Annotated in this window: 24 protein-coding genes; 21 read left to right on the top strand and 3 right to left on the bottom strand. The window is 65.4% G+C overall.

The window, feature by feature from the left end; translation table 11 throughout:
• The first annotated feature begins 4 nt into the window (after positions 1-4).
• From J5M86_RS11650 to rplQ, 19 genes are all read left to right on the top strand, one after another.
• Positions 5-2,377, top strand: a complete 2,373-nt coding sequence (locus J5M86_RS11650) for a transglutaminase family protein (protein ID WP_188059269.1) — start codon at positions 5-7, stop codon at positions 2,375-2,377.
• Positions 2,374-3,516, top strand: a complete 1,143-nt coding sequence (locus J5M86_RS11645) for an RDD family protein (RefSeq protein ID WP_188059270.1) — start codon at positions 2,374-2,376, stop codon at positions 3,514-3,516. Before J5M86_RS11650 ends, J5M86_RS11645 begins: the two co-directional genes overlap by 4 nt.
• On the top strand, positions 3,509-4,330 hold the full coding sequence (locus tag J5M86_RS11640) for a PP2C family serine/threonine-protein phosphatase (RefSeq protein ID WP_188059271.1): 822 nt from the start codon (positions 3,509-3,511) through the stop codon (positions 4,328-4,330). Before J5M86_RS11645 ends, J5M86_RS11640 begins: the two co-directional genes overlap by 8 nt.
• Positions 4,327-5,829 (top strand): FHA domain-containing protein, encoded by a 1,503-nt coding sequence (locus J5M86_RS11635; protein WP_188059272.1) that lies wholly within the window; start codon positions 4,327-4,329, stop codon positions 5,827-5,829. Before J5M86_RS11640 ends, J5M86_RS11635 begins: the two co-directional genes overlap by 4 nt.
• Positions 5,826-7,424 carry a serine/threonine-protein kinase gene (locus J5M86_RS11630; protein WP_188059273.1) on the top strand — a complete coding sequence of 533 codons (1,599 nt, stop codon included), beginning with the start codon at positions 5,826-5,828 and terminating at the stop codon, positions 7,422-7,424. Before J5M86_RS11635 ends, J5M86_RS11630 begins: the two co-directional genes overlap by 4 nt.
• Positions 7,421-8,125: a hypothetical protein gene (locus J5M86_RS11625; RefSeq protein WP_188059274.1), complete on the top strand. Its 705-nt coding sequence runs from the start codon at positions 7,421-7,423 to the stop codon at positions 8,123-8,125. Before J5M86_RS11630 ends, J5M86_RS11625 begins: the two co-directional genes overlap by 4 nt.
• The gene (locus tag J5M86_RS11620) at positions 8,125-12,519 is read left to right on the top strand and encodes an FtsK/SpoIIIE domain-containing protein (RefSeq protein WP_188059275.1); all 4,395 of its coding nucleotides are present in this window, start codon (positions 8,125-8,127) and stop codon (positions 12,517-12,519) included. Before J5M86_RS11625 ends, J5M86_RS11620 begins: the two co-directional genes overlap by 1 nt.
• Positions 12,520-12,637: 118 nt before the next feature.
• A complete protein-coding gene (locus J5M86_RS11615) occupies positions 12,638-12,916 on the top strand; it encodes a WXG100 family type VII secretion target (RefSeq protein WP_188059276.1) in 279 nt (92 codons plus the stop codon).
• 69 nt (positions 12,917-12,985) lie between these two features.
• Positions 12,986-13,957, top strand: coding sequence for a WXG100 family type VII secretion target (locus tag J5M86_RS11610; protein ID WP_188059277.1), 972 nt, complete (start codon positions 12,986-12,988; stop codon positions 13,955-13,957).
• Positions 13,954-14,544, top strand: coding sequence for a hypothetical protein (locus tag J5M86_RS11605; protein ID WP_188059278.1), 591 nt, complete (start codon positions 13,954-13,956; stop codon positions 14,542-14,544). The genes J5M86_RS11610 and J5M86_RS11605 overlap by 4 nt, the downstream gene beginning before the upstream one ends.
• Before the next feature lie 306 nt (positions 14,545-14,850).
• Complete coding sequence (locus J5M86_RS11600; protein ID WP_188059279.1) at positions 14,851-15,528, top strand: hypothetical protein; 678 nt, start codon at positions 14,851-14,853, stop codon at positions 15,526-15,528.
• Complete coding sequence (locus J5M86_RS11595; RefSeq protein ID WP_188059280.1) at positions 15,444-16,781, top strand: zinc-ribbon domain-containing protein; 1,338 nt, start codon at positions 15,444-15,446, stop codon at positions 16,779-16,781. The genes J5M86_RS11600 and J5M86_RS11595 overlap by 85 nt, the downstream gene beginning before the upstream one ends.
• 171 nt (positions 16,782-16,952) lie before the next feature.
• Positions 16,953-17,174 (top strand): translation initiation factor IF-1, encoded by a 222-nt coding sequence (gene infA / locus J5M86_RS11590; protein WP_006946284.1) that lies wholly within the window; start codon positions 16,953-16,955, stop codon positions 17,172-17,174.
• Between the two features lie 68 nt (positions 17,175-17,242).
• The gene (gene rpmJ / locus J5M86_RS11585) at positions 17,243-17,356 is read left to right on the top strand and encodes a 50S ribosomal protein L36 (protein ID WP_019286332.1); all 114 of its coding nucleotides are present in this window, start codon (positions 17,243-17,245) and stop codon (positions 17,354-17,356) included.
• A 237-nt stretch (positions 17,357-17,593) separates the two neighbouring features.
• Positions 17,594-17,965, top strand: a complete 372-nt coding sequence (rpsM, locus tag J5M86_RS11580; RefSeq protein WP_188059281.1) for a 30S ribosomal protein S13 — start codon at positions 17,594-17,596, stop codon at positions 17,963-17,965.
• Between the two features lie 92 nt (positions 17,966-18,057).
• Complete coding sequence (gene rpsK, locus J5M86_RS11575) at positions 18,058-18,462, top strand: 30S ribosomal protein S11 (RefSeq protein ID WP_188059282.1); 405 nt, start codon at positions 18,058-18,060, stop codon at positions 18,460-18,462.
• A gap of 31 nt (positions 18,463-18,493) precedes the next feature.
• Positions 18,494-19,102: a 30S ribosomal protein S4 gene (gene rpsD / locus J5M86_RS11570; protein ID WP_188059283.1), complete on the top strand. Its 609-nt coding sequence runs from the start codon at positions 18,494-18,496 to the stop codon at positions 19,100-19,102.
• 140 nt (positions 19,103-19,242) lie between these two features.
• A complete protein-coding gene (locus J5M86_RS11565; protein ID WP_188059284.1) occupies positions 19,243-20,262 on the top strand; it encodes a DNA-directed RNA polymerase subunit alpha in 1,020 nt (339 codons plus the stop codon).
• A gap of 47 nt (positions 20,263-20,309) precedes the next feature.
• On the top strand, positions 20,310-21,047 hold the full coding sequence (rplQ, locus tag J5M86_RS11560; RefSeq protein ID WP_188059285.1) for a 50S ribosomal protein L17: 738 nt from the start codon (positions 20,310-20,312) through the stop codon (positions 21,045-21,047).
• Positions 21,048-21,240: 193 nt separating this feature from the next.
• Here the strand turns inward: rplQ and J5M86_RS11555 are convergent, their stop codons facing one another.
• Positions 21,241-22,743, bottom strand: a complete 1,503-nt coding sequence (locus tag J5M86_RS11555; protein WP_188059286.1) for a M1 family metallopeptidase — start codon at positions 22,741-22,743, stop codon at positions 21,241-21,243.
• A 74-nt stretch (positions 22,744-22,817) separates the two neighbouring features.
• A complete protein-coding gene (locus J5M86_RS11550; protein WP_188059287.1) occupies positions 22,818-23,996 on the bottom strand; it encodes an MFS transporter in 1,179 nt (392 codons plus the stop codon).
• 118 nt (positions 23,997-24,114) lie between these two features.
• On the opposite strand from J5M86_RS11550, the gene J5M86_RS11545 reads away from it, so the two are divergent.
• Positions 24,115-25,608: a serine/threonine-protein kinase gene (locus J5M86_RS11545; RefSeq protein WP_188059288.1), complete on the top strand. Its 1,494-nt coding sequence runs from the start codon at positions 24,115-24,117 to the stop codon at positions 25,606-25,608.
• A gap of 22 nt (positions 25,609-25,630) precedes the next feature.
• A complete protein-coding gene (gene truA, locus J5M86_RS11540; RefSeq protein WP_188059289.1) occupies positions 25,631-26,458 on the top strand; it encodes a tRNA pseudouridine(38-40) synthase TruA in 828 nt (275 codons plus the stop codon).
• Here truA and J5M86_RS11535 read toward each other — a convergent pair.
• Entirely contained in the window at positions 26,440-26,592 is a 153-nt protein-coding gene (locus J5M86_RS11535; RefSeq protein WP_188059290.1) for a hypothetical protein, read from the bottom strand. The genes truA and J5M86_RS11535 overlap by 19 nt on opposite strands.
• Positions 26,593-26,799 lie beyond the last annotated feature (207 nt).

Here is a 26,799-nt window from a genome sequence, read left to right as displayed (position 1 = left end):
GGCGATGTCCTTGCCGCTGCGCAGATCGCAGCGGCGCACTCATCGGATCGACGCAGCCACCGGGCTGCCGCGCACATGGCCGGCAGATCTGGTCTGCTTCGCGCTCTTGATGGGTATCGGCGTGCTTGCCTTCGGCCCAGTATTCGGTGGCTCTCCCGGCTATCGCGCGGCTGGCGGAGGCGTGCTGCTCGGAGCAGGCATCGCGCTGCTTTCTGCGTGGCGACGCTGGAGCGTGCTTGGTACGACAGCTGTGGTGGTCGCGACCTATTTCTTGTTCGGCGGACTATTTGCTCTGCCCACCACAGCTACTGGCGGTGTGCTGCCGACACTCGTCACCCTGCGCCGACTGGCGCTGTTGACTGTCGACGCGTGGCGCGACCTGCTCACCGTCAGCACACCTGCCAGTGCTTTCACCGGGCCGACCGTCGTCCCGTATCTCTCTGCCGTCGTCTGTTCCGTCCTTTCTTTCAGCCTCGCGATGCGGGCGCGGTGGCATCTGTTCGCCTTGGTTCCGGCAGCCGCTTTTCTCATCGTGGGCATTCTGTGGGGCACGCAGCACGCGCCGCTGGCGGTCTGGCAGGGCGTCGCCTTCGTTGCGGTTGCGCTGTGCTGGAACGTGATTCGCTCCGTGCTGGTGAGGGAAGCCGATGAGGTCGCCGTTTTCGAGCGTGCCTCGGTGCGGTCAGGAGTTGTTGCGAGGGTCGCGGCCGCGCTGGTCGGACTGGCCGTGGCAATGGGTGTGGCTTACGCCGCGACGCCTGCCGTGGTCGGCGACTCCCGCTACGTGCTTCGCGATCATGTCGTGCCGCCGCTCGACCTTCGGTCCTATGCCAGCCCCCTGACCGACTTCAGGTATCTCGAGCGCGACCTGAAACAAACGCCGTTGGTGACGGTGGCCGGGCTGGCCAAGGGGCAGCGCGTGCAGTTGGCGGTGCTCGATGCCTACGACGGCATCGTGTACTCCGTCGGTGGCTCGTCCACAAACTTCGTACGCATCGGCGAACGCTTCGATCAACAGCGCAGCAATGGCAAACGGTCGGTGCTCGACATCTCGATCAGCGGCTACTCAGGTGTCTGGATGCCGGGTGGCGGAACGGTCGAGGGAGTGCGTTTCACCGGAAGCGACGCTGAGCCTCGCGCCGCGGGTCTGCACTACAGTCCTGCAACCGGAAACCTGCTGACGACCGCGCAGGTGCGTTCGGGTGCCCGTTACCAGGTCGATCTACTGAGCCGCCCCTTGGCCACGGATGAGGCGTTGCGCTCCGACCAACCGCTCGGTGGCGAGATCGGCGATACGAATGTGCCGGATGCTGTGTCGAAACTGGCCGATGACTACACCGCCAAGGCCCGGGCACCCATTGACCAACTGCGGGCGATCGAGTCGACTCTGCGCACTACCGGGTTCTACTCCAATGGTTCGGACGGCAAGTCGCGTGCAGGGCACACCGCCGAACGAATGGGCACGATGTTGGAACTGCCGCAACTGATCGGTGACGATGAACAGTACGCCGTGGCGATGGCGCTCATGGCGCGCTCCAAGGGCATTCCCGCGCGCGTTGTCATGGGCTTCTACGCGGATCCCGACAAGGCTTTGTCAGGCCCGATCACGTTCACCGGCAACGACGTCCACGTGTGGGTGGAGGTGCCCTTCCAGAAGGCAGGGTGGGTCGCCTTCGACCCGACTCCCGATCGTGATCGCACACCGCAGGTGCAGACCATGTCCCCCCAGCCCCAACCGAAGCCACGGGTGCTTCCACCGCCGATCCCACCGAAAGACAATGCCGAACCGCCGGCCGCGGTGAGCGATGGCAAGCAGGCCAAGAAGCAGAAGGCTGCCGAACCAGGATTCGATTGGGCGGGCTTGGTGCGCACCGTCGCGTACGTGACTGGTGGTCTCACGATGCTTGTCGCCCCCTTCGTGGTCGTGCTCGCCCTGAAGCGTCGTCGGCGCAAGAAGCGCTCTCATCGCGCGCGCTTCAGCGATCGGATCAGTGGAGCCTGGGATGAAGTGATGGACGCCGCAATCGATCTAGGGCTGCCCCGCGCCAAGAACGAGACCCGCCAGGAAGCAGCCGACCGAGTGACTGCGCGCTTCCCCGAGGCAGGTGCGGTGGGCTTCGCCCGGTCCGTCGATGCGCATGTCTTCGGCGGCGACGAACCCGACGCCTCGACGTCTGATGATTCGTGGGAGACCGGCGCGCAGGTCGTTGCCTCGATGCGCACGACTCAGTCGCGATGGCGTCGGATGCGTGCCGCAGTGTCGCCCCGGTCGCTGCGTTCAGGGCGTCACTCCAACCGTCATACGACACGGAAGCCGTTGATGGCCAACGCGTTTCGGTCTGTAATGCCGACTGGTCCGATCAAGGAGGCCCCATGACGACGGAGCAAAGCCCGCCCACCGGGAGTCCGGTCGTACCTGACGGTGTGCTCGCCGGGTACGCCCCGGTCGAGACCGGTCGCCGGGTGTTCGCGCGAGCGTTGGACGCGGCGGTGCCACTGCTGGCCTATGCGCTCGTGTTCGGCTCCCGATTGGTGCTGCACCTCCCGGTTGTTGTCAGTTGGGCTGGGCTCCTCCTGCTCCCGATCTACTGGGTCTTGGCGATCTACACACTGGTGAGCGCCGCGGCCACTCCGGGGCAGTTCGTGCTCGGCCTGCGCCACGTCGGCCAGTACACCGGGCGCAAAGCGTCAGCCGGCGCCTTCCTGAAACTGATCGTCGAGGGATTGGTGGCCAGCCTCACCTGCGGTCTGGGGTACATCGCCTCTCTTGCCACGATTCGTCCGCCGCTCAACCAGAACTGGCTCGACCGGATGGCCGGCGTGGTCCTGGTCGATACGCGACGTGGCCGTTGTCTGCGATCCGACGCCCCGGCCGCGGCGACGCAGGCCGACCCTGATCCGGTTGCGCCGGTGCCCGTCAGCATCGACAGCCTTCCGTCCAGCGGAGCGCTCGCCGACTCGACTGAGGTTGCCGGATCGCCGCGCGAGGGATCCCAATCCGCAGCTCATCGAGTCAACAGGCCGCTTGATGCGGGTCCGGTCATCGAGTCGACTCCGTGGTCGATGCCTTCCACCGGCCAGCCCATCGCGGAGCCGAAGGTGGCCAGGGGTGAGCCAGTCGTCGTCGAACGACGACCCGTTGGTGGATCAGCTGAGCACACGGTGGTCTCGATGCCCACTGCCGCCGACACTGTGCAGTTGATTTTGGACAACGGGAGGGTCGTGCCTTTGGTTGGGGCGGCTGTTCTGGGTCGCGACCCTGTCGCACCCGCGGGAGTGGGTGAGGTGGAGGCGATTGCCGTACCCGATGCCGCCCGATCGATCTCCAAGACCCATGTCGCCGTAGGGCGCACAGCGGACGGGTTGTGGGTGCGTGACCTGAGGTCGACCAACGGCGTGCGGATCGTCGGTGTTGACGGACGCGAACGCAGGCTCGAGCCGGGGGTGCGGCACCCGCTCGAACTCGGCGAGCGTGTGATGTTCGGAGGCCGGTCGTTCGAGGTGACCCATGGCTGAGCACGACAGCCGGTTCGAGGTGGCATTCGGCATGGCATCGGATGTGGGACATGTGCGCGCCCACAACGAGGACAACGCCTACGCTTCACCGCCGGTCTTCCTGGTTGCCGACGGGATGGGTGGACATGCCCGTGGCGATGTCGCGGCTGCACAGATCGTGGAGGAGTTCCGTGCGTCGAACAGCGCACAATGGTTCGATTCGCCTTCGCTGCACCAGGTGGTCGAACGAGCGGCCCATCAGGTCGCTGCTCTGCAAGATGGCTCAGCTGCACCGGGGTCGACTCTGACCGGCCTGGGTATGACCCTTGTCGACGGTTCGCCCTACTGTCTGGTCTTCAACATCGGCGATTCGCGGACCTATCTGTTCGAGGAGGATGAGCTCGAGCAGCTCACGGTCGACCACTCGCGGGTACAAGAGTTGGTGAGTGCCGGGCAACTCACCGTCGAACAGGCACGCAGACACCCTCAGCGCAACGTGATCACGCGTGCGCTCGGCGCGGGTATGCCGGATGTGCCGGAAGTGGACCAGTGGTTGGTGCCTGCCTCGAGCGGTCAGCGATTCCTGTGCTGTTCCGATGGTCTGCACGGGGAGGTCGAGGACGCCGAGATCGCACGTGTGCTGCGCGGCGCGGCGGACCCGCAGAGCGCGGCTCAACGCCTGGTCGACAGTGCGCTGGAGGCGGGTGGGCGCGACAACGTGACCGTCATCGTGGTCGATGTCGTCAGTGCGGCCGGGGCGATTGGTGATGAGTACACAGATGCCGATGCTGATGCGCAGACACTGCCGAATGCAGTATTGGAAGCTGGGTCATGAAGCGCACATTCCGCTGGGTGCCAGGCAAACACCATGCGTTGGTGTGGTCCTCGGGTGCGGTCTTGGTGGGCGATTCCGTTCCCGCCGAAGTGGCCGAGGAAGTGTGGCTGCGCTTGGACGATGGCACCACACCCGCGGCGTTCATCGAAGTCTTGGCCGAAGTGCTGAATTGCAGTCTGCTCGCCCTCCCCGGCTTCGCCGGCATCTTCCAGAGTTCGGACGACCAAGCGCAGGTGCTGGTGCGCGGGGGCTTCCAAGTGACCAACACCGCCGGTTCAGTGGTTGGCGGAGCCGCTGCAAGCACCTGGCTCGAACAATTCGTGACTGATCTTGAGGGACTGTCCATTTCGAGTACGGACGATGAAGGAGCGGCAGCCGATCAGCGACGATCGTGGCTGGTGGGGTCTGGTGTCATGCCGGCGTCGCGGGTGGTGCTCGCCCAGGCTCCGCAGGCAGTTGAGGTCGTGGAGGAGCTCCGGGTTGAGGCCGCACTCCCCGAGCAATCAGTGGCTGCGGCGAGCCCCGTCTCGGTGGCGCCGCCAGCCGACGCGCGGACCGAAACACTCGCAGAGTTCGAACCGGAATCTGAGCCTGGCGGTGTGCCCGCACCGGGTCCGGACCTCGCCGAGGTTGGCATTGGAGATGCGGGAGACGCCGCTCCTGGCGATCCGGCCGCGGCGCACTCCGGAGTGGCCGAGAACGCCGCGTTCGACGGTATTGAAGCGGTCGAAGCGGCGGTCGTACACCAGTCACCTCCAACAAGTGATCCGTCTCAAGTCATCGATACCGACTTCGCCGAGCTGTGGGGCGCAACGTCCTTGGTGCCGGTCGAGAACGCCGCCGTACGGGAAAGTGGCGAAGACGGATTCATCTCGGGAGTGCCTTTGAGTCTGGCCGCTGTGCCCACCAAATCCATTGCAGCGCAATCAGACTCGCCGGAGATGGTGGACGAGTGGGATGCGGCCGACCACGACGGATTCACCGTCATGGGTGCTGACCTGCCGTCGCCGAAGACTCAGCCCATTGCCACAGCAACCTCTGGTTCCAGCGAAGTGCTTCTTCTCGGGGTGCGTTGCGACCAAGGGCACGGAAACCCGCCGCAGCGGCCCCGATGCTGGCAGTGCGACGGGGCTTTGTCAGCCGCGCCCGAACGGTTACCGAGGCCGACCGTCGGGGTGTTGCGTACGAGCGACGGGGAGTTCATCGACCTACAGGGCACGGTTGTGTTCGGGCGTCGGCCGCGCTCGACTCGCGTGACCGGCACGGAGATGCCCCGGCTGGTCGTCCTGCCGTTCGCCCATGTGTCGAGCACTCACCTGCAGGTCGAGGTGCAAGGGTGGACGGCCGTGGCGGTCGACCAGCAGTCGACCAACGGCACCTTCTTGCGTCGGCGAGACGATCCGCCCACGCGGCTTCCTGACACTCCTGTCCCACTCATTACCGGTGACATCCTCGACTTCGGGCACGGTGTCTCGCTCACGGTGGAGAAGCTGGCATGAGTAGGCGGCAACCCTCGTCGCCGCCCCGGATCGACGGCTTCCGGTTCGTGGAGTTGCTCGGCATGGGTGGCTTCGCCGATGTCTTCAAGTACGAGCAGCTCGGTCTCGGCCGGCCGGTCGGTGTGAAGGTGCTGTTCCGGGGCCTGGGCGACAGTGGTCAGGCGGCCTTCGAGGCCGAAGCCAGCCTCATGGCGCAGTTGTCCAACCACCCGTCCATCGTCAGCATCTACGCAGCCAGCGCGGCCGCGGACGGGCGTCCGTACCTGGTGATGGAGTATTGCCCTCCGCCAGGCCTGGACAAGCGCATTCGTCGCAAGCCGATGGCGGTTGCGAAGGCGATCGAGATCGTCATCCAGGTGTCAGGGGCCGTCGAGACCGCGCACCGGTTGGGCATCCTGCACCGCGACGTCAAGCCGGCCAACATTCTCTTCACCGAGTTCGGTCGTCCTGCCCTCACCGATTTCGGTATCTCGGTGTCGACCGCGCCAGGCAGTACGGCCGCGGGCGGTTCTGGTGCTTCTGTGCCCTGGGCCCCACCGGAACAGCAGGTCGACGGCGCGGTTGTCGGTCGCGAAGCCGATGTCTACTCCCTGGCCGCCACCTTGTGGACGATGCTCGTCGGACGCAGCCCCTTCGAGGTCGATGGCGGCCCCAACGACGCGTGGGAGATGAGTCAACGGGTGCGGTCCAATCCCGTTCCCGTGGTGGGTCGGCCGGACGTGCCCGAATCCCTTGAACGTCTGTTGCGCACCGCGATGGCGAAGGATCCAGCGCAGCGCTACGGCACCGCCCTGGAGTTCGCGCGTGCGCTCCAATCGGTGCAGGCCGATCTCCACCTACCGATGACCGCCATCGACATTCGCGACGAGCGGCTGCCTGATGACGTCGTCGAGGAGGAGGACGACGGCGGTACCCGTGTTTCCGGTTACGTCGCCATCGATCCGGACGGCAGCCCCACTTCATCGACATGGTCCCGGCGGACCGGCAACCGGGACCACACTGGTCGAACAGCAGGAACAACGGGATCCTCGATTGACGGTCATCGCATCCTGCAGCACGGTCGGGGTGCGATCGATGCAGTCGAGCCAGTGGTGTTCACCGCACCCGCTCTGCCTAGCGAGGAGCATGCCCAGCCGGTCGATCTGCAGGTGCCGCAGCCGGTTACCTCGGCCGGCTCGCGTTCGGCCAAACCATTGGTGGCGGTCGGGGCGTCCGCGCTGTTGATCGCCGGTGCAGTCGCCGGCTATCTGGCGCTGAAGGACGACGGCGGTGCAGCGACCACCGCTCAGAGCTCAACGTCCGAGGCTGCCGTACCGGTCGATCCGTTGGGGGGAGTCGTGGCTGCCCCGACGTCTCTGACCGGGAAGCTAGCGGGCAAGGTCGCGACCTTCACGTGGAGGAATCCCGAGCCGAAACCTGGCGACACCTATCTCTACCGCGTCATCGACCCGAGCAAGGCCGAGCAGCTGCTCACGACGTCCGACACCACGGTGACGGTTTCCACGCTCCCGGGGCGCACCTGCCTTGAGGTGAAGGTGCTTCGCACTTCGGGCAAAGCGTCCGACGCCGTCACCAAGTGCACGGAGACGCCATGACAGCCCCACTTGCGGTGGAGTTCGCCGGTGAGCAGTTCACGGTTGAGTCGGGCACGACCTTCGCCATCGGTCGAGAGGGCGACCTGGCCATCGACGACAACCCATATCTGCATCGGCACTTCCTGGAGGTGTACGACCGGGAGGGACTGTGGTGGATCGCCAATCGCGGCACTCGAGTCGCCGCACATGTCACTGACTCCCGTGGGTTGATGCGCAGTTCGTTGGGCCCCGGTGCTGTTCTTCCGTTGGTCTTTCCCGTGAGCACCCTGAGTTTTGCGGCGGGCCCGACCGCGTACGAATTGGGGTTGACGACGCAGGTCGGCACCTACGCCCCGCCGGCCCATCGGGCGACGGCCTCGGTGGGTACGACGGTCGCTCCGACAGCGTTCACCGCCTCGCAGCTGCAAGCGATCGTCGCGCTGGCCGAACCAGTCCTTCGCCACCCCGGCGCAGGTGCCTGGGAGATCCCGACCGCAGTCGATGCGGCGAAGCGACTGGGCTGGACCCAGACGCGTTTCAACCGCAAGCTCGACAACGTCTGCGACAAGCTTGATCGCTGCGGCGTGACTGGACTGCGAGGCGGCCCGGGCGCACAGGCAGCCAATCGTCGGATGCGACTGGTCGAGTATGCCGTCGCCACCCTGCTGGTGACCGGCGACGATCTCGCGCTGCTTGCGCTCGACACTCCGAAGGACGACTGATGCGAGTACGAATTGCGCTGCTCGACAAGCAAACCGGTGCTGCTCAGAACCTCCAAGTGACGGCGGACGCGACCGCCACCGCGGCTGATGTCGCAGCTGCTCTCGCGGCCGGTCCGGACGCCGAGAAGGCTCGCGGCAATCTCACCTTGAACGTGCGCGAAGGCAACGTCTCGCGCACGCTCAACCCGGCCGCGAGCATCTTGCAGGCCGGGCTCCGATCGGGTCAGACGGTTGAGCTGGTGACGGCTGCGACACTCGGCGGAAATCGGGTGAGCAGCGAAAGTGTCGCCGTCGTCCGAGTGATCGATGGTGTCGACCGGGGCGTCGAGGTGCCGCTGGGTATCGGTGAGTCGACGATCGGCCGCTCAGCCGACCGAGACGTGAGGCTCACGGATCCCCTTGTCTCCAAGCTGCACGCACGCGTGACAGTTGGCGAAGCGATCGAACTCACTGATGCCAATTCCGCCAACGGTGTCTTGGTGGGCGGAGTGCAGGTCAACAGCGTCACGGTGCGACCGGGCGATGTTGTACAACTTGGCGACACGCGCATCACGATCACCCCGACTCGATCACTGACTGCCAACCAATCGACCTCGACTGACGTGACGTTCACGCGATCACCGCGGGTCATGCGGCGTCCGGCGCCCCGCGAGTTCGAACTACCCAGACCACCTTCGCGCGCCGACAGTCAACCCTTTCCGTTGCTGGCGATGGTGGCTCCCCTGGTGATGGGTGTCGTGCTCTACGCATTCACCCGAAATCTGTTGAGCATCGTCTTCGTGGCTCTGAGCCCGCTGATGATGGTCTCGACCTGGTGGACACAGCGCAATCACTCGCGACGCAGGACCGCAGCTGCTACCGACAACTTCCACAGTGCGCTCATGTCGATGGGCGAGAGGCTCGACGCTGCGCTCGACGAGGAGCGTCAGCTTCGGCTGAAGTTGTACCCGTCGGCCGCGGAGTCGGTTCGGGCCATCATCGATCGCACCGAACTATTGTGGTCGCGCCGACCAGAACATCCGGAGTTCCTCCGCATTCGACTGGGACTAGGAGAAATTCGTCCTACGACAACCGTGAAGGAGGCGCCGACGGACGGCCTGCCCGACTTGGTGGCGCAGGCACGGGAGCTTGCCACCAGTCGGTCGGTCCTTACCGAAGCACCCATCACCGCAGATCTGCGGTCGGCAGGTGGTGTGGGAGTGTGCGGTAGCTCCGCACAGGTGGACGGCGTCGCCCGGGCAGTGCTCACACAGGTGATCGGGTTGCACTCGCCCGCCGACGTGGTGGTGGCATGCCTGACCTCAGTGCGTCACCGGGACCGTTGGGAGTGGCTGCAATGGTTGCCTCATTGCGACTCGCCGCAGTCGCCGTTACGGGGCCAGCACCTGTCGGCCGACCCCGGATCGGGTTCGGTTCTGCTCGCGCAGGTGGAAGAGCTGCTCGACGTTCGGGTCGAAGCGGCGGCGCGTCCGCGTGGACCAGGTGTGCTCGACGAGGACAAACCGGTGCTGCCTTCAGTCGTACTTGTTGTCGATGACACAACAGTGGACCGCGCGCGGCTGACCCGAATCGCCGAGCGTGGGCCCGACGGTGGGGTCTATGTGCTGTGGGTGGCGAACACCCGCCGCGATCTACCCGCTGCTTGCCGTGCCTTCATCGAAGTCGACGAAGGACGCTCTCCCACAGCAAATCTCGTGCGTGAGGAAGTGCCGGACGCCGAGGTGACCCCGGAGACGATCGGTGCAGATGTCGCCCATTCAGTCGCGCGCTCCCTGGCTCCAGTGGTTGACGACAGCGCAGTTGCTGAGGACGACTCCGATCTGCCCCGGAGCGTGTCCATCGCTTCGTTGCTCGGCGCCCAGGAGTGCGACGACGCCGACATCGTGCTGACTCGTTGGCGGGAGAACCAGAGCCTGATCGACCGGTCGGCGCCTCCTGTACCGCGCTCGGAGGCAAGTTCGTTGCGTGCACTGGTCGGCCACGCCGGCACTGAGCCCTTCACGCTCGACCTGCGGTCACAAGGCCCCCACGCCCTCGTTGGTGGAACGACCGGCGCGGGCAAGAGCGAATTCTTGCAGTCGTGGGTGCTCGGTATGGCCCACGCTTACAGCCCGGACCGTGTCAGCTTCCTGTTCGTCGACTACAAGGGTGGCGCGGCGTTCGCCCGATGTACCGATCTACCGCATTCAGTGGGCATCGTCACTGACCTGACTCCGTATCTGGTGCGGCGGGCGCTGCGGAGCCTTCGAGCCGAACTCCACCGACGGGAGCGCTTGCTGAACGAGAAGGGCAAGAAAGACCTGCTCGAACTCGAGGCCTCCGGTGATCATGAGTGCCCGCCGAGTCTGGTGATCGTGGTCGACGAATTCGCAGCTCTTGCAGGCGAAGTGCCTGAGTTCGTCGACGGTGTCGTCGACGTCGCGCAGCGTGGCCGCTCCCTCGGACTGCACTTGATTCTGGCCACCCAGCGCCCCGCCGGCGTCATCAAGGACAACCTGCGCGCGAACACCAACCTGCGCATCGCCCTGCGAATGGCCGATGAACACGACTCCACCGATGTGGTGGGAGACAAGCAAGCAGCCGACTTTCCTCCAAGCATTCCCGGACGCGGCGTAGCGCGCACCGGGCCAGGTCGGTTGCTGCGCTTCCAGTCCGGCTTCCCCGGATCCCGCACCCCGGCAATCGCTCCCACGCCACCGATCGACATCGTCGAGATGGGGTTCGGCGCAAAGCGGCCGTGGACACGCCCGCGCACGGAAGTGGTCGGTGACGGTGTGCGCAAGGACATCGACCGGGTCGTCGACACGTTGAATGCGGCGGTGGTGCGGGCCGGAGTGCCGCTGCCCCGACGCCCTTGGTTGGAGTCGTTGGCGCCGGTTTACAACCTCACTCGCCTCGGTCAGCGTCGCGACACCGAGATCGTCCTCGGGGTGCGTGACGACCCCGACAAGCAGGATCAGCCAGTCGACCGGTTCCTGCCCGACGCTCAAGGCAACATCGTCTTTTACGGCGTCAGTGGCACTGGGAAGTCGACGGCGCTGCGGTCGCTGGCGGCTGCCTCGGCGATCACGCCACGAAGCGGCCCGGTGCACACCTACGCCCTCGATTTCGCCGGTGGCGCCCTGCGGCCACTTGAGGCGCTCCCCACCGTGGGTGCCGTCATAGCCGGCGACGATGACGACCGAGTGCAGCGGCTCCTGCGCTACGTCCGCGACGTGATCGAGGAACGCGCGGCGCGCTACTCCGCGAGCCGGGCTGCCAACCTCACCGAATATCGAGAGCTGGCAGATCATCCGGACGAGCCGCGAATCCTGTTGCTGCTGGACGGTTTCGGGGCCTTCCGCGCGGAGTACGAGGGGGTGCTCGGGCGCGACGCCTATTACAACCTGTTCCTGCGCATCCTCGCCGACGGTCGAGCCGTGGGTGTTCATGTGGCAATGACCGCGGATCGTCCGAATGTCGTGCCTGTTTCGGCGTCGTCCGCTTTCTTGAAGCGCATTGTGCTGCGGCAGGCGGACGAGGACGCCTACTACTCGCTCGCCGTGCCCCGAGACATGTTGAACGCTCAGTCCCGACCGGGCAGAGGGATCGACGCCGAAACAGAACAAGAAGTCCAACTGGCCATCCTCGGCACCAGCGTGAATGTCGCAGTGCAGGCCCGTGATCTTGAGGCATTCGGCCTCGACCTCGCGGGTCGGCACACCTCGCGTCCCGTCCCGATCAAGTCGCTTCCGGCGATCGTGCCCTCATCGGGTCAGGAGAAGAGCGTTGGTGGGCGCCCGGTCATCGGTATGCGTGATGACACGCTCACCGCTCTCGGTTTCGACCCACGCGGAGCCGTGCTCGTCTGTGGCCCCAGCCAATCAGGACGCACGAATGCGCTGCGGTGGATGGCCGAGGCGGTGAGGGAGGCGTGCCCTGCTGTACGCATGATCCACTTCAGTGCTCGGCGGTCGCAGCTGTCCCAGAGCCCGTTCTGGGAGTCCACCTCGATCGGCATCGAGGAGGTCAATGACGCTGCGGCGCAGCTGATCTCGACCGCCAACCTGGCTGCGCCGGAAGCGACGCCCGGGATGTGTGTGGTGATCGAGGCGTACCCCGACTTCATCAGCAGCCTGGCGGATCCGACGCTCCTGGAGTTGGTGAAGGCGCTGCGTCGGAACGGTCACTTGGTGATCGCCGAGGGGGAGACGAGCGGTTGGAACTCCTGGCCGCTGTCGATGGAGATCCGTAACAGCGGTACCGGACTCCTGCTGTCGCCCGATCAGCAGGACGGAGAGACCGTCCTGCGGACAGCTCTACCCCGCGTCAAACGTGCTGACTTCCCGCCTGGTCGCGGCTTCTGGATCCAGTCCGGCAAGGCGGTGAAGGTACAGGTGCCACTGGTGGAGTGACCCGGGTGGGTCAACCCATCGACAGTCTTCCCCTCGATCCCGAGGATGAAGGAACAGTAAAGGACCACGTCCAAGCGTGGTGTAGAGCACCGAATGTCGGTGCGAGAGAGGAGTTCTCATGGCGAACAAAGGAATGGACACCGACATTGCTCGGGGCGTTCACAGTCAGCTGACCGGCCTGCACGGGCAGCTCACGACCCTGATCAGCAGCATCGGTAGCCAGGTCACCACCGTGCACGGAGCGTGGGACGGTGCCGACTCGATCCAGTTCGAATCGGAGTGGAGCAGCGTGCATCGTCCGGCATTGACGAATGCCGCGAGCGCTCTGGAGCAGTTCGCCAGGACTCTGATGAACAACATCACCACCCAAGAGACGACCTCCGGAACGTTGAACTGATCAGCCCGTGGGGTGGGGGCCGCCGTCTGGTTTCCACCCCACGCGGAGCGCAAGAGAAAGGTGAGGTCTGTGGCATACAAGGGCATGGACGACGCACAGGTCGAGTCATCTGCGACGCAGTTGGCGGCACTGGCCACGAAGCTGGATGCATTGGTGGTGCGATGCGACGTGCTCGTCGGCAACGTAGCCGGACATTGGCATGGGCAAGACGCCCAGACCTTCCGTGACCAGTGGTACTCCGTGCATCGGCGCTCGCTGACCGGCGCGGCTGCCCAGGTGCACGGAATGGCCGACTCGCTCCGTCGGAACGTGACGGCTCAGCGGGACGCCTCCGGAGCGGACCCGGGCGCGGCCGGCGTCAGCAGCCCCCGGTCCCGTGGGTCGGACGGAAGTGCCACGTCACCATCACTGATGGCGCGCCTGCGCGATGGCCTGGGTGTCTCGGACAAGTTCCTGAACGAGTCAGGTCTTGGCGCCCTAACCACGCTGGATGACCTCTTGGAGGCGGTAGGCAAGGAAGGTTTTGGCTCAACTGCTGCCCTCGGGAAAGTCTTCGGCGCGATCGGTGTCGGAGCGTCAGTGGCCGAGTTCGTCAACGAGCCCTCTTGGCTCGGCGCTCTTCATGTGGCGCAGAACGGGCTAATGATGGGCAGTGGTCCCGCTGCGGTGGCCGGAGTGGGACTGAAGGCCGCCGAGTCCCTGGGTACTCACCTGGCCGAAGGGATCGCAGCTGGCAACTTCACCCCCGAAGCGGCGAAGTTTGGATTCGAGTACGCCCGCCAGCACCCGATCGAGGTGTTGCAGGAATTCGGTGCGGCGACCTATCAAGTGCTCGGCCACGACTTGTTAGGTCTACCGGACCAAGCGCAGGCTCATCATGGCGGCCAAGAATTCGGCGAACTGGTGCGCGGCACCGACTTCTCTCCCGCTGCTGCGAGGCAGACCTTCGATTATGCGATCAGCCATCCGGGGGAAACATTCGAGGCGATTTCCGCTGCCCCAGGCCAGCTCTGGGACATGGCCACAGGAGGTAACAAATGATCTCAACGCGCACGGACGTCGCGCTGACCGACGATGAGGTGGCAGCCTTCGCCTTCCTGCAGGATCAGGCCCGCACCAGGCCACTGCCAACCGTTGACCTCAACGATCAACACCAAGTCAACGCTGCCATCGCACGGGGACTGCGTAGCCTGAATGTTCGGGGCCTGACGACGTCCGAAGGTGAGCTCTCCCAAGATCTCACGGCCTTCTCAGCAGTAGCAGCCGCGCCCGCGCGCCTCGGCATGTACGCCCTTCAGGATGGCGTGGCTTACACGACAGCCGCAGCTCTGGAGCTCATCTCCGACGGTGAGGTTGCCGTGGTTGTGTTTCGATCGGTGCTCGGCGTGCACAGCTGTGTGTTGGCGGGAGACCCGCAGGCTGAGGCCTACTTTCGAACGATGTCTGCGCAGCTGACCGGTGACGACGCTGAAGTGCTGGTCCTGGTCGAAGTCGGCGCGTGGCTCGTGCGAGCTGGCACCGCAGTGCCAGCCCAGGTGACGGACGGGAGATGGCGCAGTGAAGGTAAACCTGTGCCGAGGGAAGACCTGTTGAGCCGACTCTGGTCGACCGCTCTGCAGCACGTGTGAGCCGACCGGCCCACGTGTCCTGAGTATTGGGGACGTGTCGCCCTGCGTCTGTCCCGCCACGGTGGACTCGACGTCGTCAGGGAGGGTGCTGTGAAGTTCTGTACGAGTTGTGGGGGCCGCTTGGCAGACGGTGCAAAGTTCTGCACCGGATGCGGGTCGGCTGTCGCATCGACCCCGGCCAAAAGAACGCCGGCGGCTGATGTGTACTACCCACGCGACCCGATTGCAGCCGACACCCTCCCAAGGCCGGCGGCGCCACCCACGCAACCTGCCGCACCTGCCCGACCCGCTGCACGCGGTAACCGCGTGCCCTTGATCGTGCTCGTGTCAGTGCTCGTGCTCGGACTGCTGTCGATCTGCGGTCTGTGGGTCCTGCGAAATCGCGATGCATCGCCGCCGGAGGATGCGCGTCAGCCGGCACCGGTTCTGGTCGAATCGACGTCTCCACCACGGAGTGCGTCTACAACGGCAACGTCCACAGCGGCGACTTCGACAACGACAGCGACTGTCACGACCACGGTCAGTGGATCGGAGTCGGCCAGCCCGGGCTCCGCTGAGCCGAGCGGTTCAAGTTCTGTAGCCACCGATGAGGCCACCGCGACTTCCCAACTCGGGTCGCTGCGAACCAGCGGAATTGCCGCGACCAACCTCGATGGCACGTGGTCGGCGCAGATCGCGAGCCAGTATGTCGGGGTCGAAGACCACCAACTGCAGCCGGAACCGTTCACCGCGGTCGACATCCTCAACCTGCACCGGAGGCTCGTCGCAGATTCTCGCTTCGCCGGACGTCCGGTGGTCATGCTCAAGCAGAACGACTTTGGCAAGTACGGCAAGACCGACAAAGAAATCTGGATCACGATGGTCCTGCTCGGCCACAGCAGCAAGGACGACGTGCAGTCGTGGTGCGAATCGACTTTCGGCATGACCGGAGAACAGTTGAAGAATTTTTGTCTGCCTCGCCAAATGAAACCGTTGTACCGCTGATTCGACGCGGCTCCATCTACAGAAACAGGACGGGTGGCGAGACCTGCCGCGCCGACGATCCATTGGGAGGAATCATGAACTTCTGTGACCAATGCGGCCAAGAGTTGTCGGAGGGTGCGCGCTTCTGCGCCGGTTGTGGCACCGCCGTGGCCCTGGCGCCGGATGACGCGTGGGATCACACCATTGCCGTGCAGCCCGCGCCGCCGTCGGAAACGGCTGGGCGCCGCGAGACGGCAACGCAGCCTGCTTCCGGTCAACCGACACCGGGGCAGCCGAGCCCGGGGTCGATGTCGGGATTCGGGGCACCCGGCGGGCAGAGGTCGGCTCCTTCGCCGCATGGGCCACCGCTCACGAACGCGCGTTCCGGGCAACAGTCCAGCCACGCGTCGGGTCCGCATATCGGCACTGTTTGCGTCGCCGGCCGGGCGTTGCCGATCGACCTGGTCATTGTTGCGGCGGCCTACGTGGTTGCCGGGCTGTTGGTGCTGTGGGCAACGCGCGATGCTTTCAAAATCCTGCCCGACATGATCAGTGGCATCTTCGACGACAGCCCCTTCGTCTACCTGATCAGCTATGCCGTCCTCTACCTGCTTGCGATCGTCCTCTGGATCGTCGCGGCGTTGGTCGGCGCGGGCTACTTGTTGTTCCGTCAAGACCCGGTGGGGCGCTGGATCGCCGTTGCGGTCGCAGTCTCGCTCCTGCTGCTTTCGATGGCCAGGGAGGACACCCCTGGCGGTTTCTGGTTCGCAGCCTTCATTGCGATCGCGGCCGCGGTTGCGCTGTTCGTCTCTCCGGGGGCTACCGCTGCACTGAGCCAGTCGAATCGCGGCGATCGTCCCGCCGCCATCACGGCGGCGCGTGCGGTCGTCGCTTTCCGGTACAGCCTCATCGCGCTCTCTGCCTTCGTCGGAGTGGCCGGCCTGCGATTCGTGAGTGAACTCGGAGTGAGCTGGTTCTTCATGGTCGTGTTCCAGTGCGCAGCAGCCGTACTGGCCTGGGCGGGCTTCGCCCGCGTGAGTAACGGTCCGGACGCTCGCGGGCGGCTACTCATCAGCGCCGCCACCGCAATGGATCTACTGGCCCTCCTCGCGACGGTGAGTGGTCAGGACACAGGGTCGCCGGCAGCGGTATCTGTTCTGATCACGCTGGGAACAATCGCATTGATCAACGTCCTGCTCTGGATCGTCCCAGCAGCCCGTGCATGGTTCGGCGACAAACCGATCAGCGCCTTCCAAGGTGTGGCCGGCCATTGATCCAAGTGGCCGACCACACCGATTTGGGCCGGATGGCAACCCAGGCGTAAGCTAGTGCGTCGGTCCAGTCTGTCCATCGCCATGTCTTCGCGACATGACGGTGCATGCCGGCCGCAACCAGGGTCCGCCCATCCGGGGCGGAACCCGTTGACCAGTGAGTATGTGGAGGATATGGCCAAGAAGGACGGTGTCATCGAGATCGAGGGCACGATCGTCGAAGCTCTCCCGAACGCAATGTTCCGGGTGGAGCTCACGAACGGTCACAAGGTGCTCGCACACATCTCGGGAAAGATGCGTCAGCACTACATCCGGATCCTCCCCGAGGACCGCGTTGTGGTCGAGCTTTCCCCGTATGACCTGACCCGCGGCCGCATCGTTTTCCGGTACCGCTGACCGAACCGCAACGCTGCAACGCACTCGTATTCGGGTGTGCTGCAGCCTGATCCGAAGACAGTAGGCAGATGAAGGTCCAGCCGAGCGTCAAGAAGATCTGCGACAAGTGCAAGGTGATTCGCCGTAACGGGCGCGTCATGGTGATCTGCGAGAACGCGCGCCACAAGCAGCGTCAGGGCTGATCGACCCAGCACGAGTCGTGTCTTCGAGCTAAGACGCAGACGAACAGTCGAACAACTGAACATCGATTCACGACAGCAGTCATGAATCACTCGAACGCAGCGCCCGACCCCGGCAGCGAAAGCTCCGGATGTCACCTTCGGCTCGGAGGCCGAAGACCCGCACCACCTACTCCTAGGTGAAAACGGGACCGGCGACTGCACCAGACCTCCGGACGAAAACACAAGGAGAATGCCGACATGGCACGACTCATCGGTGTCGACCTGCCGCGCGACAAGCGCGTCGAGGTCGGTCTCACCTACATCTACGGCGTGGGCAAGACCCGTGCCGCCGAGGCGCTCGCCGCTACGGGCATCAGCCCCGACACGCGGGTTCGCGACCTCAGCGAAGAGCAGCTGGTTCAGCTGCGTGACCACCTGGAGCAGCACCGCCTCGAGGGTGACCTGCGCCGCGAGGTGGCAGCCGACATCCGTCGCAAGGTGGAGATCGGTTCCTACCAGGGCTTGCGGCACCGTCGCGGCCTGCCCGTCCACGGACAGCGCACCAAGACCAACGCGCGCACCCGCAAGGGACCCAAGAAGACGGTGGCCGGCAAGAAGAAGGCCAAGTAATCAAGGCCTGACGGTCTGTCCGGTGCGCTCGGCGCTTGATGCTTGAGCACACCAACCCCCATCGCTGAAGTCTTACCCGTAGGAGAAAGTTCATGCCTCCCAAGAGCCGTGTGGCTGCGGGCGCCAAGAAGGTGCGCCGCAAGGAGAAGAAGAACGTTGCCGCTGGTCACGCATACATCCGCAGCACGTTCAACAACACCATCGTTTCGATCACCGACCCGACCGGCGCCGTGATCTCGTGGGCCTCGGCCGGCCAGGTCGGCTTCAAGGGCTCGCGCAAGTCCACCCCGTACGCCGCCCAGATGGCTGCTGAGGCTGCTGCCCGCCGCGCCATCGACCACGGCATGCGCAAGGTCGACGTCTTCGTCAAGGGCCCGGGCTCGGGCCGCGAGACCGCCATCCGTTCGTTGGCCGCTGCTGGCCTGGAGGTCGGAACCATTTCTGACGTCACCCCGCAGCCGCACAACGGTGTCCGCCAGCCCAAGCGTCGCAGCTGAGCGCTGACGAGAACTTCAAGGAGAATCTGACATGGCCCGTTACACCGGTCCCATCACCAAGAAGTCGCGTCGCCTCAAGACCGACCTCGTCGGTGGCGACAAGAACTTCGAAATGCGTCCCTTCCCGCCCGGCCAGCACGGCCGCGGTCGGGTGCAGGAGAAGGAATACCTGACGCAGCTGCAGGAGAAGCAGAAGGCTCGCTTCGCCTACGGCGTCATGGAGAAGCAGTTCGTGCGCTACTACAAGGAAGCAGCTCGTCGCCCCGGCAAGACCGGTGAGAACCTGCTGGTCATCCTCGAGTCGCGCCTCGACAACGTGATCTACCGCGCCGGCCTGGCCCGCACCCGTCGTGCGGCCCGCCAGCTGGTCAGCCACGGTCACTTCGAGGTCAACGGCGTGCGCGTCGACGTCCCGAGCTACCGCGTGGAGCAGTACGACATCATCACCGTCCGTGAGAAGTCGCGCGAGAAGTTCCCGCTGCAGCTGGCCCGCGAGACCGTCGGCGAGCGTCCGGTTCCGGCGTGGCTGCACGTCGTGCCCGGCACCCTGCAGGTGCTCGTGCACCAGCTGCCGACCCGCGAGCAGATCGACGTGCCGCTCACCGAGCAGCTGATCGTGGAGTTGTACTCGAAGAACTGATCAAGATTTCCCGGGTTCGTTTGTACTGCAAGCGAACCCGGGAATCGATCATTCTTCTCGCAACACCCTGATTCGGGAGACAGAGCCCGATCAGGTTTCGTCAGGCGTCAAATAGCGGTCGCCTGTGGAAAGGAAACAACGTGCTCATCGCACAGCGCCCCATCCTGTCCGAGGATGTCGTCTCCGAGTACCGTTCCCGGTTCGTCATCGAGCCACTGGAGCCGGGTTTCGGGTACACCCTCGGTAACTCCCTTCGTCGCACCCTGCTCTCGAGCATCCCGGGTGCGGCCGTCACCAGCCTGCGCATCGACGGTGTGCAGCACGAGTTCTCCACGATCCCCGGGGTCAAGGAGGATGTCACCGAGATCATCCTGAACATCAAGGGTCTGGTCGTCTCCTCCGAGCACGACGAGCCGGTCGTCATGTACCTGCGTAAGCAGGGCCCGGGCGCCGTCACCGCCGCAGACATCGCGCCCCCGGCCGGTGTCGAGGTGCACAACCCCGATCTGGTGATCGCCACCCTGAACGACAAGGGCAAGATCGAGATGGAACTGACCGTCGAGCGCGGTCGTGGCTACGTCTCGGCGCAGCAGAACAAGTCCGCTGACCACGAGATCGGCCGCATCCCGGTCGACTCGATCTACAGCCCCGTGCTGGCCGTGACCTACAAGGTCGAGGCCACCCGTGTCGAGCAGCGCACCGACTTCGACAAGCTCATCGTCGACGTCGAGACCAAGCACTCGATGGCTCCCCGCGACGCGATGGCGTCGGCCGGTAAGACGCTGGTCGAGCTGTTCGGTCTGGCCCGTGAGCTCAATGTCGAGGCCGAGGGCATCGACATGGGCCCGTCGGCCACCGACGCTGCGCTGGCCGCCGACATGGCGCTGCCGATCGAGGACCTCGACCTCACGGTCCGGTCCTACAACTGCCTCAAGCGCGAGGGCATCCACACCGTGGGTGAGCTCGTGGGCCGCAGCGAGGCCGACCTGCTCGACATCCGCAACTTCGGTACGAAGTCGATCGTCGAGGTGAAGGACAAGCTGCACGAGATGGGCCTTCAGCTCAAGGACAGCCCGCCCGGGTTCGACGCGAGCGCCATCGCCGACCGCTACGAGGACGACGCTGACGACATCAGCTTCGCCGAGGACGAGCAGTACTGAGCCGCACTCTGCGCTAGCGCGTAGAGGCAAGACCAACAGGAGAATCCATGCCTACCCCTACCAAGGGCCCCCGTATCGGTGGCGGTCCGGCGCACGAGCGGCTCATCCTCGCCAACATGGCGACCGCGCTGTTCGAGCACGACCGCATCACCACCACCGAGGCCAAGGCCAAGCGCCTGCGCCCGCTGGCCGAGCGTCTGATCACCTTCGCCAAGCGCGGTGACCTGCACGCCCGTCGCCGTGTCATGACCGTGGTGAAGGACAAGGGTGTCGTGCACCGTCTCTTCACCGAGGTCGCGCCCGACATGGCCGAGCGCGAAGGCGGTTACACCCGTATCACCAAGATCGCGCCGCGCAAGGGCGACAACGCCCCCATGGCCGTGATCGAGCTGGTTCGCGAGCCGGTCAACGCCAAGCCCAAGCGCGCCGTCGTCGCCGAGGCCGAGGCTGCCACCAAGCGTGCCGCCAAGGACTCCGACGCTGCCAAGGACGCCGACGAGACCACCGAGGCGACCGCTCCGGCGGCGCTGGTCGACGCCGACGCTGCTGGTGAGGCGACCGACGGTGGCTTCGGCGCCGACTCGGCCGCTCCGCTGGAGGACGGCGCTTCGCCCGACCCGAGCAAGTTCACGGTCAAGGGCAACAAGGACTCGATGAAGTACCACGTCGAGGGTTCGCGTTGGTATGACGCGGCCGTCGCCGAGGTCTGGTTCACCACCGGTGAGGCTGCGGCTGCCGCAGGCTTCGAGCCGGCTGGTGGCGAGGAAGCCCAGCAGGAGGGCTGAGTCCCGCTCGACTGAATCAGGGCGCCCACTCCGAGTGATCGGGGTGGGCGCCCTGTTGGTCGTCTACGCTGCCCGATCGAGCCACAAACCGGACGCAAAATGCACGTTGTGGCGTGTCTGAGCGGTGATATGCGTCCGGTTTGTTGCTCGTGGTTGACGTGGCAGCGCTACTGTCGGCGACAAGCAAACGGGCTCAGGCTGAGGACGGGAGCGCCGGTGGCTGGTCGGTCGGTGTCGTCTCACTCTCCAGCCAGTTGGTCATCCACGGCTTGAGGTCGACGCCGATCTTGTCGGAGAAGTGCTTGATGAGGTCGTCCCGATCGACATTGCCGAACTTGTTCACCGTCGGCCACGACTTCAGCGCGTCGTAGAACTTCTGTCCGTACGCCGAAGCCATCGCGTCATACATCAGGGCGCCGCACAGGTACACATTGGACGCCGCAAAATGGTCCTTCTTGAACTTGCCTGGAGGGCCGTCCTCACGGCGTAGCCGAGCGTCCAGTGCTCGGTAGGACGACATCGTCACCGCGTACGGGGTGATCTTGGCGTGGTCCTCGTACTTCGCCTGCAGGAACATCGCCAGGCTCTCGTTGAGAAAGAGGTCTTTCCAGTCCTTGGGGGTGACGACATCGCCGACCCATTGGTGGGCGTACTCGTGCGCCATCACCGCGTCGAAGTCATCAGGTGAGCGGGTGGAGTCGACGCCCATGGTGACCATGGTCTGCGTCTCCATCGCCGAGTCCGAAGGCACCAACACAGCCCCGGCGCTGGCGAACGGGTAGGGCCCGAGCAGCGTCTCGAGGTACTTCAGGATGTCGGGCGATTTCTGCAGGCCGCGCTTGAACATCGCCGCATCTGAGCTCGACGGGTCATACCAGTAGTACATCGGCAGGTTGCGCGGCCCGCTCTCCTGTAGCAGCGAGTACTTCCCGAACGCCACCGTCGTGAGATAGGACGCCGCGGGCTGGTCGAGTCGGAAGCTGCGGGTGGTGGTGTCGCCGTCAACCTTCTCCGGGCCCGGAATCCCGTTGAACACGCCCTTCTGGCCGTCGCGCGAGATGAGCGTGGCGTTGTAGAACGCCTTGTCGGCGGGCTGGTCGTTGACCGGATACCAGGTGAACGCGCCGAAGGGCTCCTGCATCGTCCACGTCTGGCCGTCCGGCTCGATCGTGAAGCCGAGCCCGCCGCCCTGGTCGCCGCGTTGGGAGGGCGCTGGGGTGGTCTTCGGAGTGCCGGCGTACTCAAGGACAACCTCGTGGCGCGAGTCCTTGGCCAACCGGCCGGTCTTGACGACCACGGTGTCGGTGCCCCGAGTGGCGGTGACCGCGCGTCCGTCGACGCTGGCTTTCGACACTTCGAGCGGATCGCCGAGGTCGAACTGCACCTCCTCGCGATCCTCGGTCACCCGGAACGTGATGGTCGCGGTGCCCTTGAGCGCGCGCTGCGTGGGCGACCAGTCCAGCTTCAGGTCGTAGTGCAGCGTGTCGAGGTAAGGCTCGCCGCGCTGGGGGTAGTAGCTGTCTTCCACCGGATTCGATTGTGCTGCAGACAGATCGGCCGGCTTGCCCTGCTGCGCGGCAGCGTCGGATCCGCGTGAGCCGTCGTTCACGGTCACCCGATAGCCGCAGCCGGAGACCAAGACCGCGAGGCACACTGCCGAGGTGACGGTGCGTCGGCGATGGGTGGTGACAGTCATCGGATCCTCCGGTTCGATGCGGTGAGCCCTCACGGTACGACGCTCTCTGTGCGTCCATCGGCGTGCAGGTGTGATCACGATCGGAAAGCGCCGGCAAGGGGAAGGATCAACAGCACCAACACCATCGGTACCGCGAACCCCCAGCGCAGGCTGTCATTGCCGACAGCACCGGTCATGACGGCGCCCAGCAGTGCGCCGACGTAGTTGAACTGGTTGAACCGCGCGACGATCGCGTCGACTCCGGCGCGCACTGCCTGCGGCGAGGAATCGGTGACCGACTCGCGTGCGATGGATGCTGCTGCGGAGTACGACAGCGGTGCGATGACCGCCAGGCCTCCACCCATCACCATGAAGCCGGTCATCGCCACCAGTCCGGACGGGGCGAAGACCACGGCCGCGAGTCCTACCGCAGCGACAACCGCGGCGCACCGGATCAGCAACGGCGCACCGAACCGGTGGGCCAGGTGGTCGCCGAACCCACGGCTGACCAGCGATGCCGCCAGATAGGGGAGAGTCGCCACGGACACCAGCGCGGCACCGGCGGCGAACTGCTTGTCGAGATAGGTCGGTCCCCACGTGGTCACCGCGGTGTCGGCCATGTAGAAGAGCACCATCGCCGCGCCGACCAACCAGATGCGGCGCCACGGCACCTTCGCTTTGTTGACCACAGGGTTGTCCTCGATCGGAACCACCGCGTCACCGGACCGCAGGTAAGGCGCCGCGACAAGGGCGAGCGGGATGAGTGCGAGCCCGATAGCGGACGCCGTGAACGAAATGTCATGTGTGGCAAGCGATCCCAGCGTCCCGAGGATGCCGCCGAGCGTCCAGGCGCCGTGGAAGGTCGGCATGATCGGCCGGCCGTACTCGTGCTCGACGGCGACCCCTTGCATGTTCGTGCCGGCGTCGACCAGCCCCAGCGAACTGCCGTAGAGGCACATTGCGGCCGCGAGCGTGGGAACGGTTGGGGCCATCGCCAGGAGCGGCAGCGCGACGGTCATGATCACGAACCCGAGCCGCAGTGACGCGGCACTGCCACGGCGTGGCGCGAGCCATTCGCCCAGGAGCGAACCGCCCCCGGCGCACAGCACCAGGCCGAGCATCAAAACAGAGAACATCCCGGGGTCGAGCCCGAAATCACGTTGTAGGCGTGGCAGTTTGGTGGTCAGTGAGATGAAGACCAGGCCTTGACCGAAGAACGCGGCTGCGACCGCGAGTCGCTGCACGGTGGGCAGTGGTGCGGCGATGGCCTTCATGCGCGGCATCGTGTCATGGATGGCGTCGATCGGCCCGACGATTCTGGACGTTCGTTCAATACTGGGTTTGCTGGCATCATCGCGTAGGCCCGTGGATGCGCGTCTAAAGTCATCAGTTATGGGCAGGGAACTGCGTCCGGGGGAGGAGTTCGCGGGATTCCGCGTGCGCCGACAATTGGGCTCCGGTGGCATGGGGGCGGTGTACGCGGTGGAGCATCCGCGATTGCCGCGACTGGTCGCGCTGAAGCTGCTCACCGCCGATGCGACCGACGCCGGCTCGGCGGCGCGATTCGACCGGGAGGCCGAAGCGATCGCGCGCCTCGATCATCCGGGCATCGTGGGTGTGCTCGATCGGGGTATAGAGCAGGGACAACCCTGGATCTCGATGCAGCTGATCGACGGCGCGGACGCGGGTGCGGTCATCCGCGAGCACGGACCCATGCCGTGGGCGCGGGTGGTACACATCGGTCGCGAACTCGCCTCCGCCCTCGACGCCGCACACCGACGCGGCATCGTGCACCGCGACGTCAAGCCGGCCAACGTGCTTCTGGCCCGTGCCGACGCCGGCGAGCGTGAGCGTGTGCTCTTGACCGACTTCGGCATCGCCCGGCTCGAGGAAGCCGCAGCCGACGGGGCGACCAACTCAGGCCGGCCCGCGGCGGCAGACATCACCGGCACGATCGACGGGGCACGCGCGACCGCGGCCTTCGCCTCACCCGAACAGCTCAGCGGCCGACCCACCGACGGCCGCTCGGACCAGTACTCGCTGGCGTGCACCTTGTTCGCGATGCTGACCGGGCGCACCCCGTTCCCGGGGACGGTTGACGATGCTGTTCGTGGACACCTGAGCGCTCCGGTGCCGGCTCTTGAACAGATCGGGGTCGACCTGCCGCCTGCAGCTTCGGCCGCTTTGCGGCGCGCGATGAGCAAGGACCCGCAGCGACGCTTCGCCAGTTGCGCCGAACTGGCGTCCGCGTTTCAGACCGAGCAGCCGCCGGACGCCCGCACACGGTCACGGGTCTCGGCCGTGCTCGTGTCGGTCGCCGCGGTGGTGATCGGGCTGGCGTTGCTCGCGGGGTGGTTGGTGCTGGGCAACAACCGATCCACGGTCACCGAGGCCACAGGTTCAGCGACCACATCCACCTCGAGCGTCGATTCCGAACGCGCACTGTGGACGAGGGCAGCGCCTGCGCTGGCGCTCTGGCCACGTCTCCTACCGCAGTCCGCGACCGGCCGCGGCTACCAGAACATGGTGTGCGCCCCGACCACCGAACAGATCACCAGCAGGTCGGTGCAGTACGACTATCGATTCCGTTGCAGCGCAAGAGAATCAGGATTCGACAAGCCGACGGTCACCGTCGACCTGCTGGCCTATTCCAGCGGCGGGGCGGAGAGCACGTACAAGGAACTGGGCTCGCCGGTCGGCCTCCCAGTGCCCGCGCACGCCGGAAAGCTCACCGTTTCCAGCCTGCAGGATCCGGTCGACGGTGCGTGGGTGCTGGTGCGCTATACCGCCGCCGATCGAAGCAACTACCTCTTCCAGGTGGGCAGCAACAAGGGCGAACTGTCGTTCTCCCAGTTGTACGACTGGATCGCGGCGGCTCCGTTCTGATCGGCTGCACTAGCCTGCGGGAGTGCGACTGCGAGTGGACTTCGGTTACGACGGCACCGACTTCTCGGGCTGGGCTGCCCAGCCGGGACGTCGCACGGTCGAAGCCGAGTTGAGCAACGCGTGGGCCACGATCCTGAGCGCCAATCCGCCGAAGCTGACCGTGGCCGGCCGCACCGATGCCGGCGTCCATGCCCGCGGTGGCGTGTGCCATCTCGACCTGACCGCGGAGGCGCTCGCTGCCCTGCCCGGGCGATCCGATCGCCTTCCCGAACAGGCCGCTGTGACGCGCCTGAACGGTGTGCTGCCCGCCGACATCGTCGTGCACGATGTCCGCCGCGCAGCGGACGGTTTCGATGCCCGCTTCTCGGCCACGTCGCGCCGCTACCTCTACCGAATCGCAGATGCCGAGTCGCTGTGTGACCCGCTGCGTCGGCATGACACCGTCTTCCTGAAACAGCATCTGGACGTCGACGTCATGAATCAAGCAGCGTCAGGGCTGTTGGGGCTCAACGACTTCGCCGCATTTTGCAAGAAACGGGAAGGTGCGACGACGGTGCGCACCCTCCTTCGTTACGAGTGGGTGCGTGACCACGACGGCGTGCTGCTCGGCACAGTTGTCGCCGACGCATTCTGTCACTCGATGGTGCGGGCGTTGGTCGGGGGAGTTGTGCCGGTGGGGGAGGGAAAGCGCGAGCCGGAGTGGACATCGGACGTGCTGCGAGGGCGAGTGCGTGATCCCGGCGTTGCCGTCATGCCTGCGCACGGACTCAGCCTCGAAGAAGTGACTTATCCCGACGACGAGCACCTCGCCAGGCGCGCCGAACAAGCTCGTCAGGTGCGCTCGCTCTGATCCGGCGGAGCGGCGAGGGTGGGGTCAAGGTCGATCAACCACTGTGCGAATTGTTGTTGCGAGTTGCCTTGGGCACCCATCCGTGCGCGGATGTTCTTCAGGTGGATCTTGACCGTCAACGGCTTGGTCCGCATGGCCTAACGCCACTCCTTACGCGCTCCCGACGGGCTTCACCTTCACGATCACCTACCACCTGACCACGCCCCCGTCCTCGGCCGGAATCACCCCGGGCTTCCAGTCGTACATCTCGACCACCTCGACCCCGGCCCTGGCGGGCCAGTTCAGCGTCGTCCAGCCCAGTCATGCGTTTGTCGGGCAGGACGTAGTCGGCACAGCCACCC

Source organism: Yimella sp. cx-51 (assembly GCF_017654605.1).
Lineage (GTDB): Bacteria > Actinomycetota > Actinomycetes > Actinomycetales > Dermatophilaceae > Yimella.
This window is presented reverse-complemented; position numbering and strand designations above follow the sequence as displayed.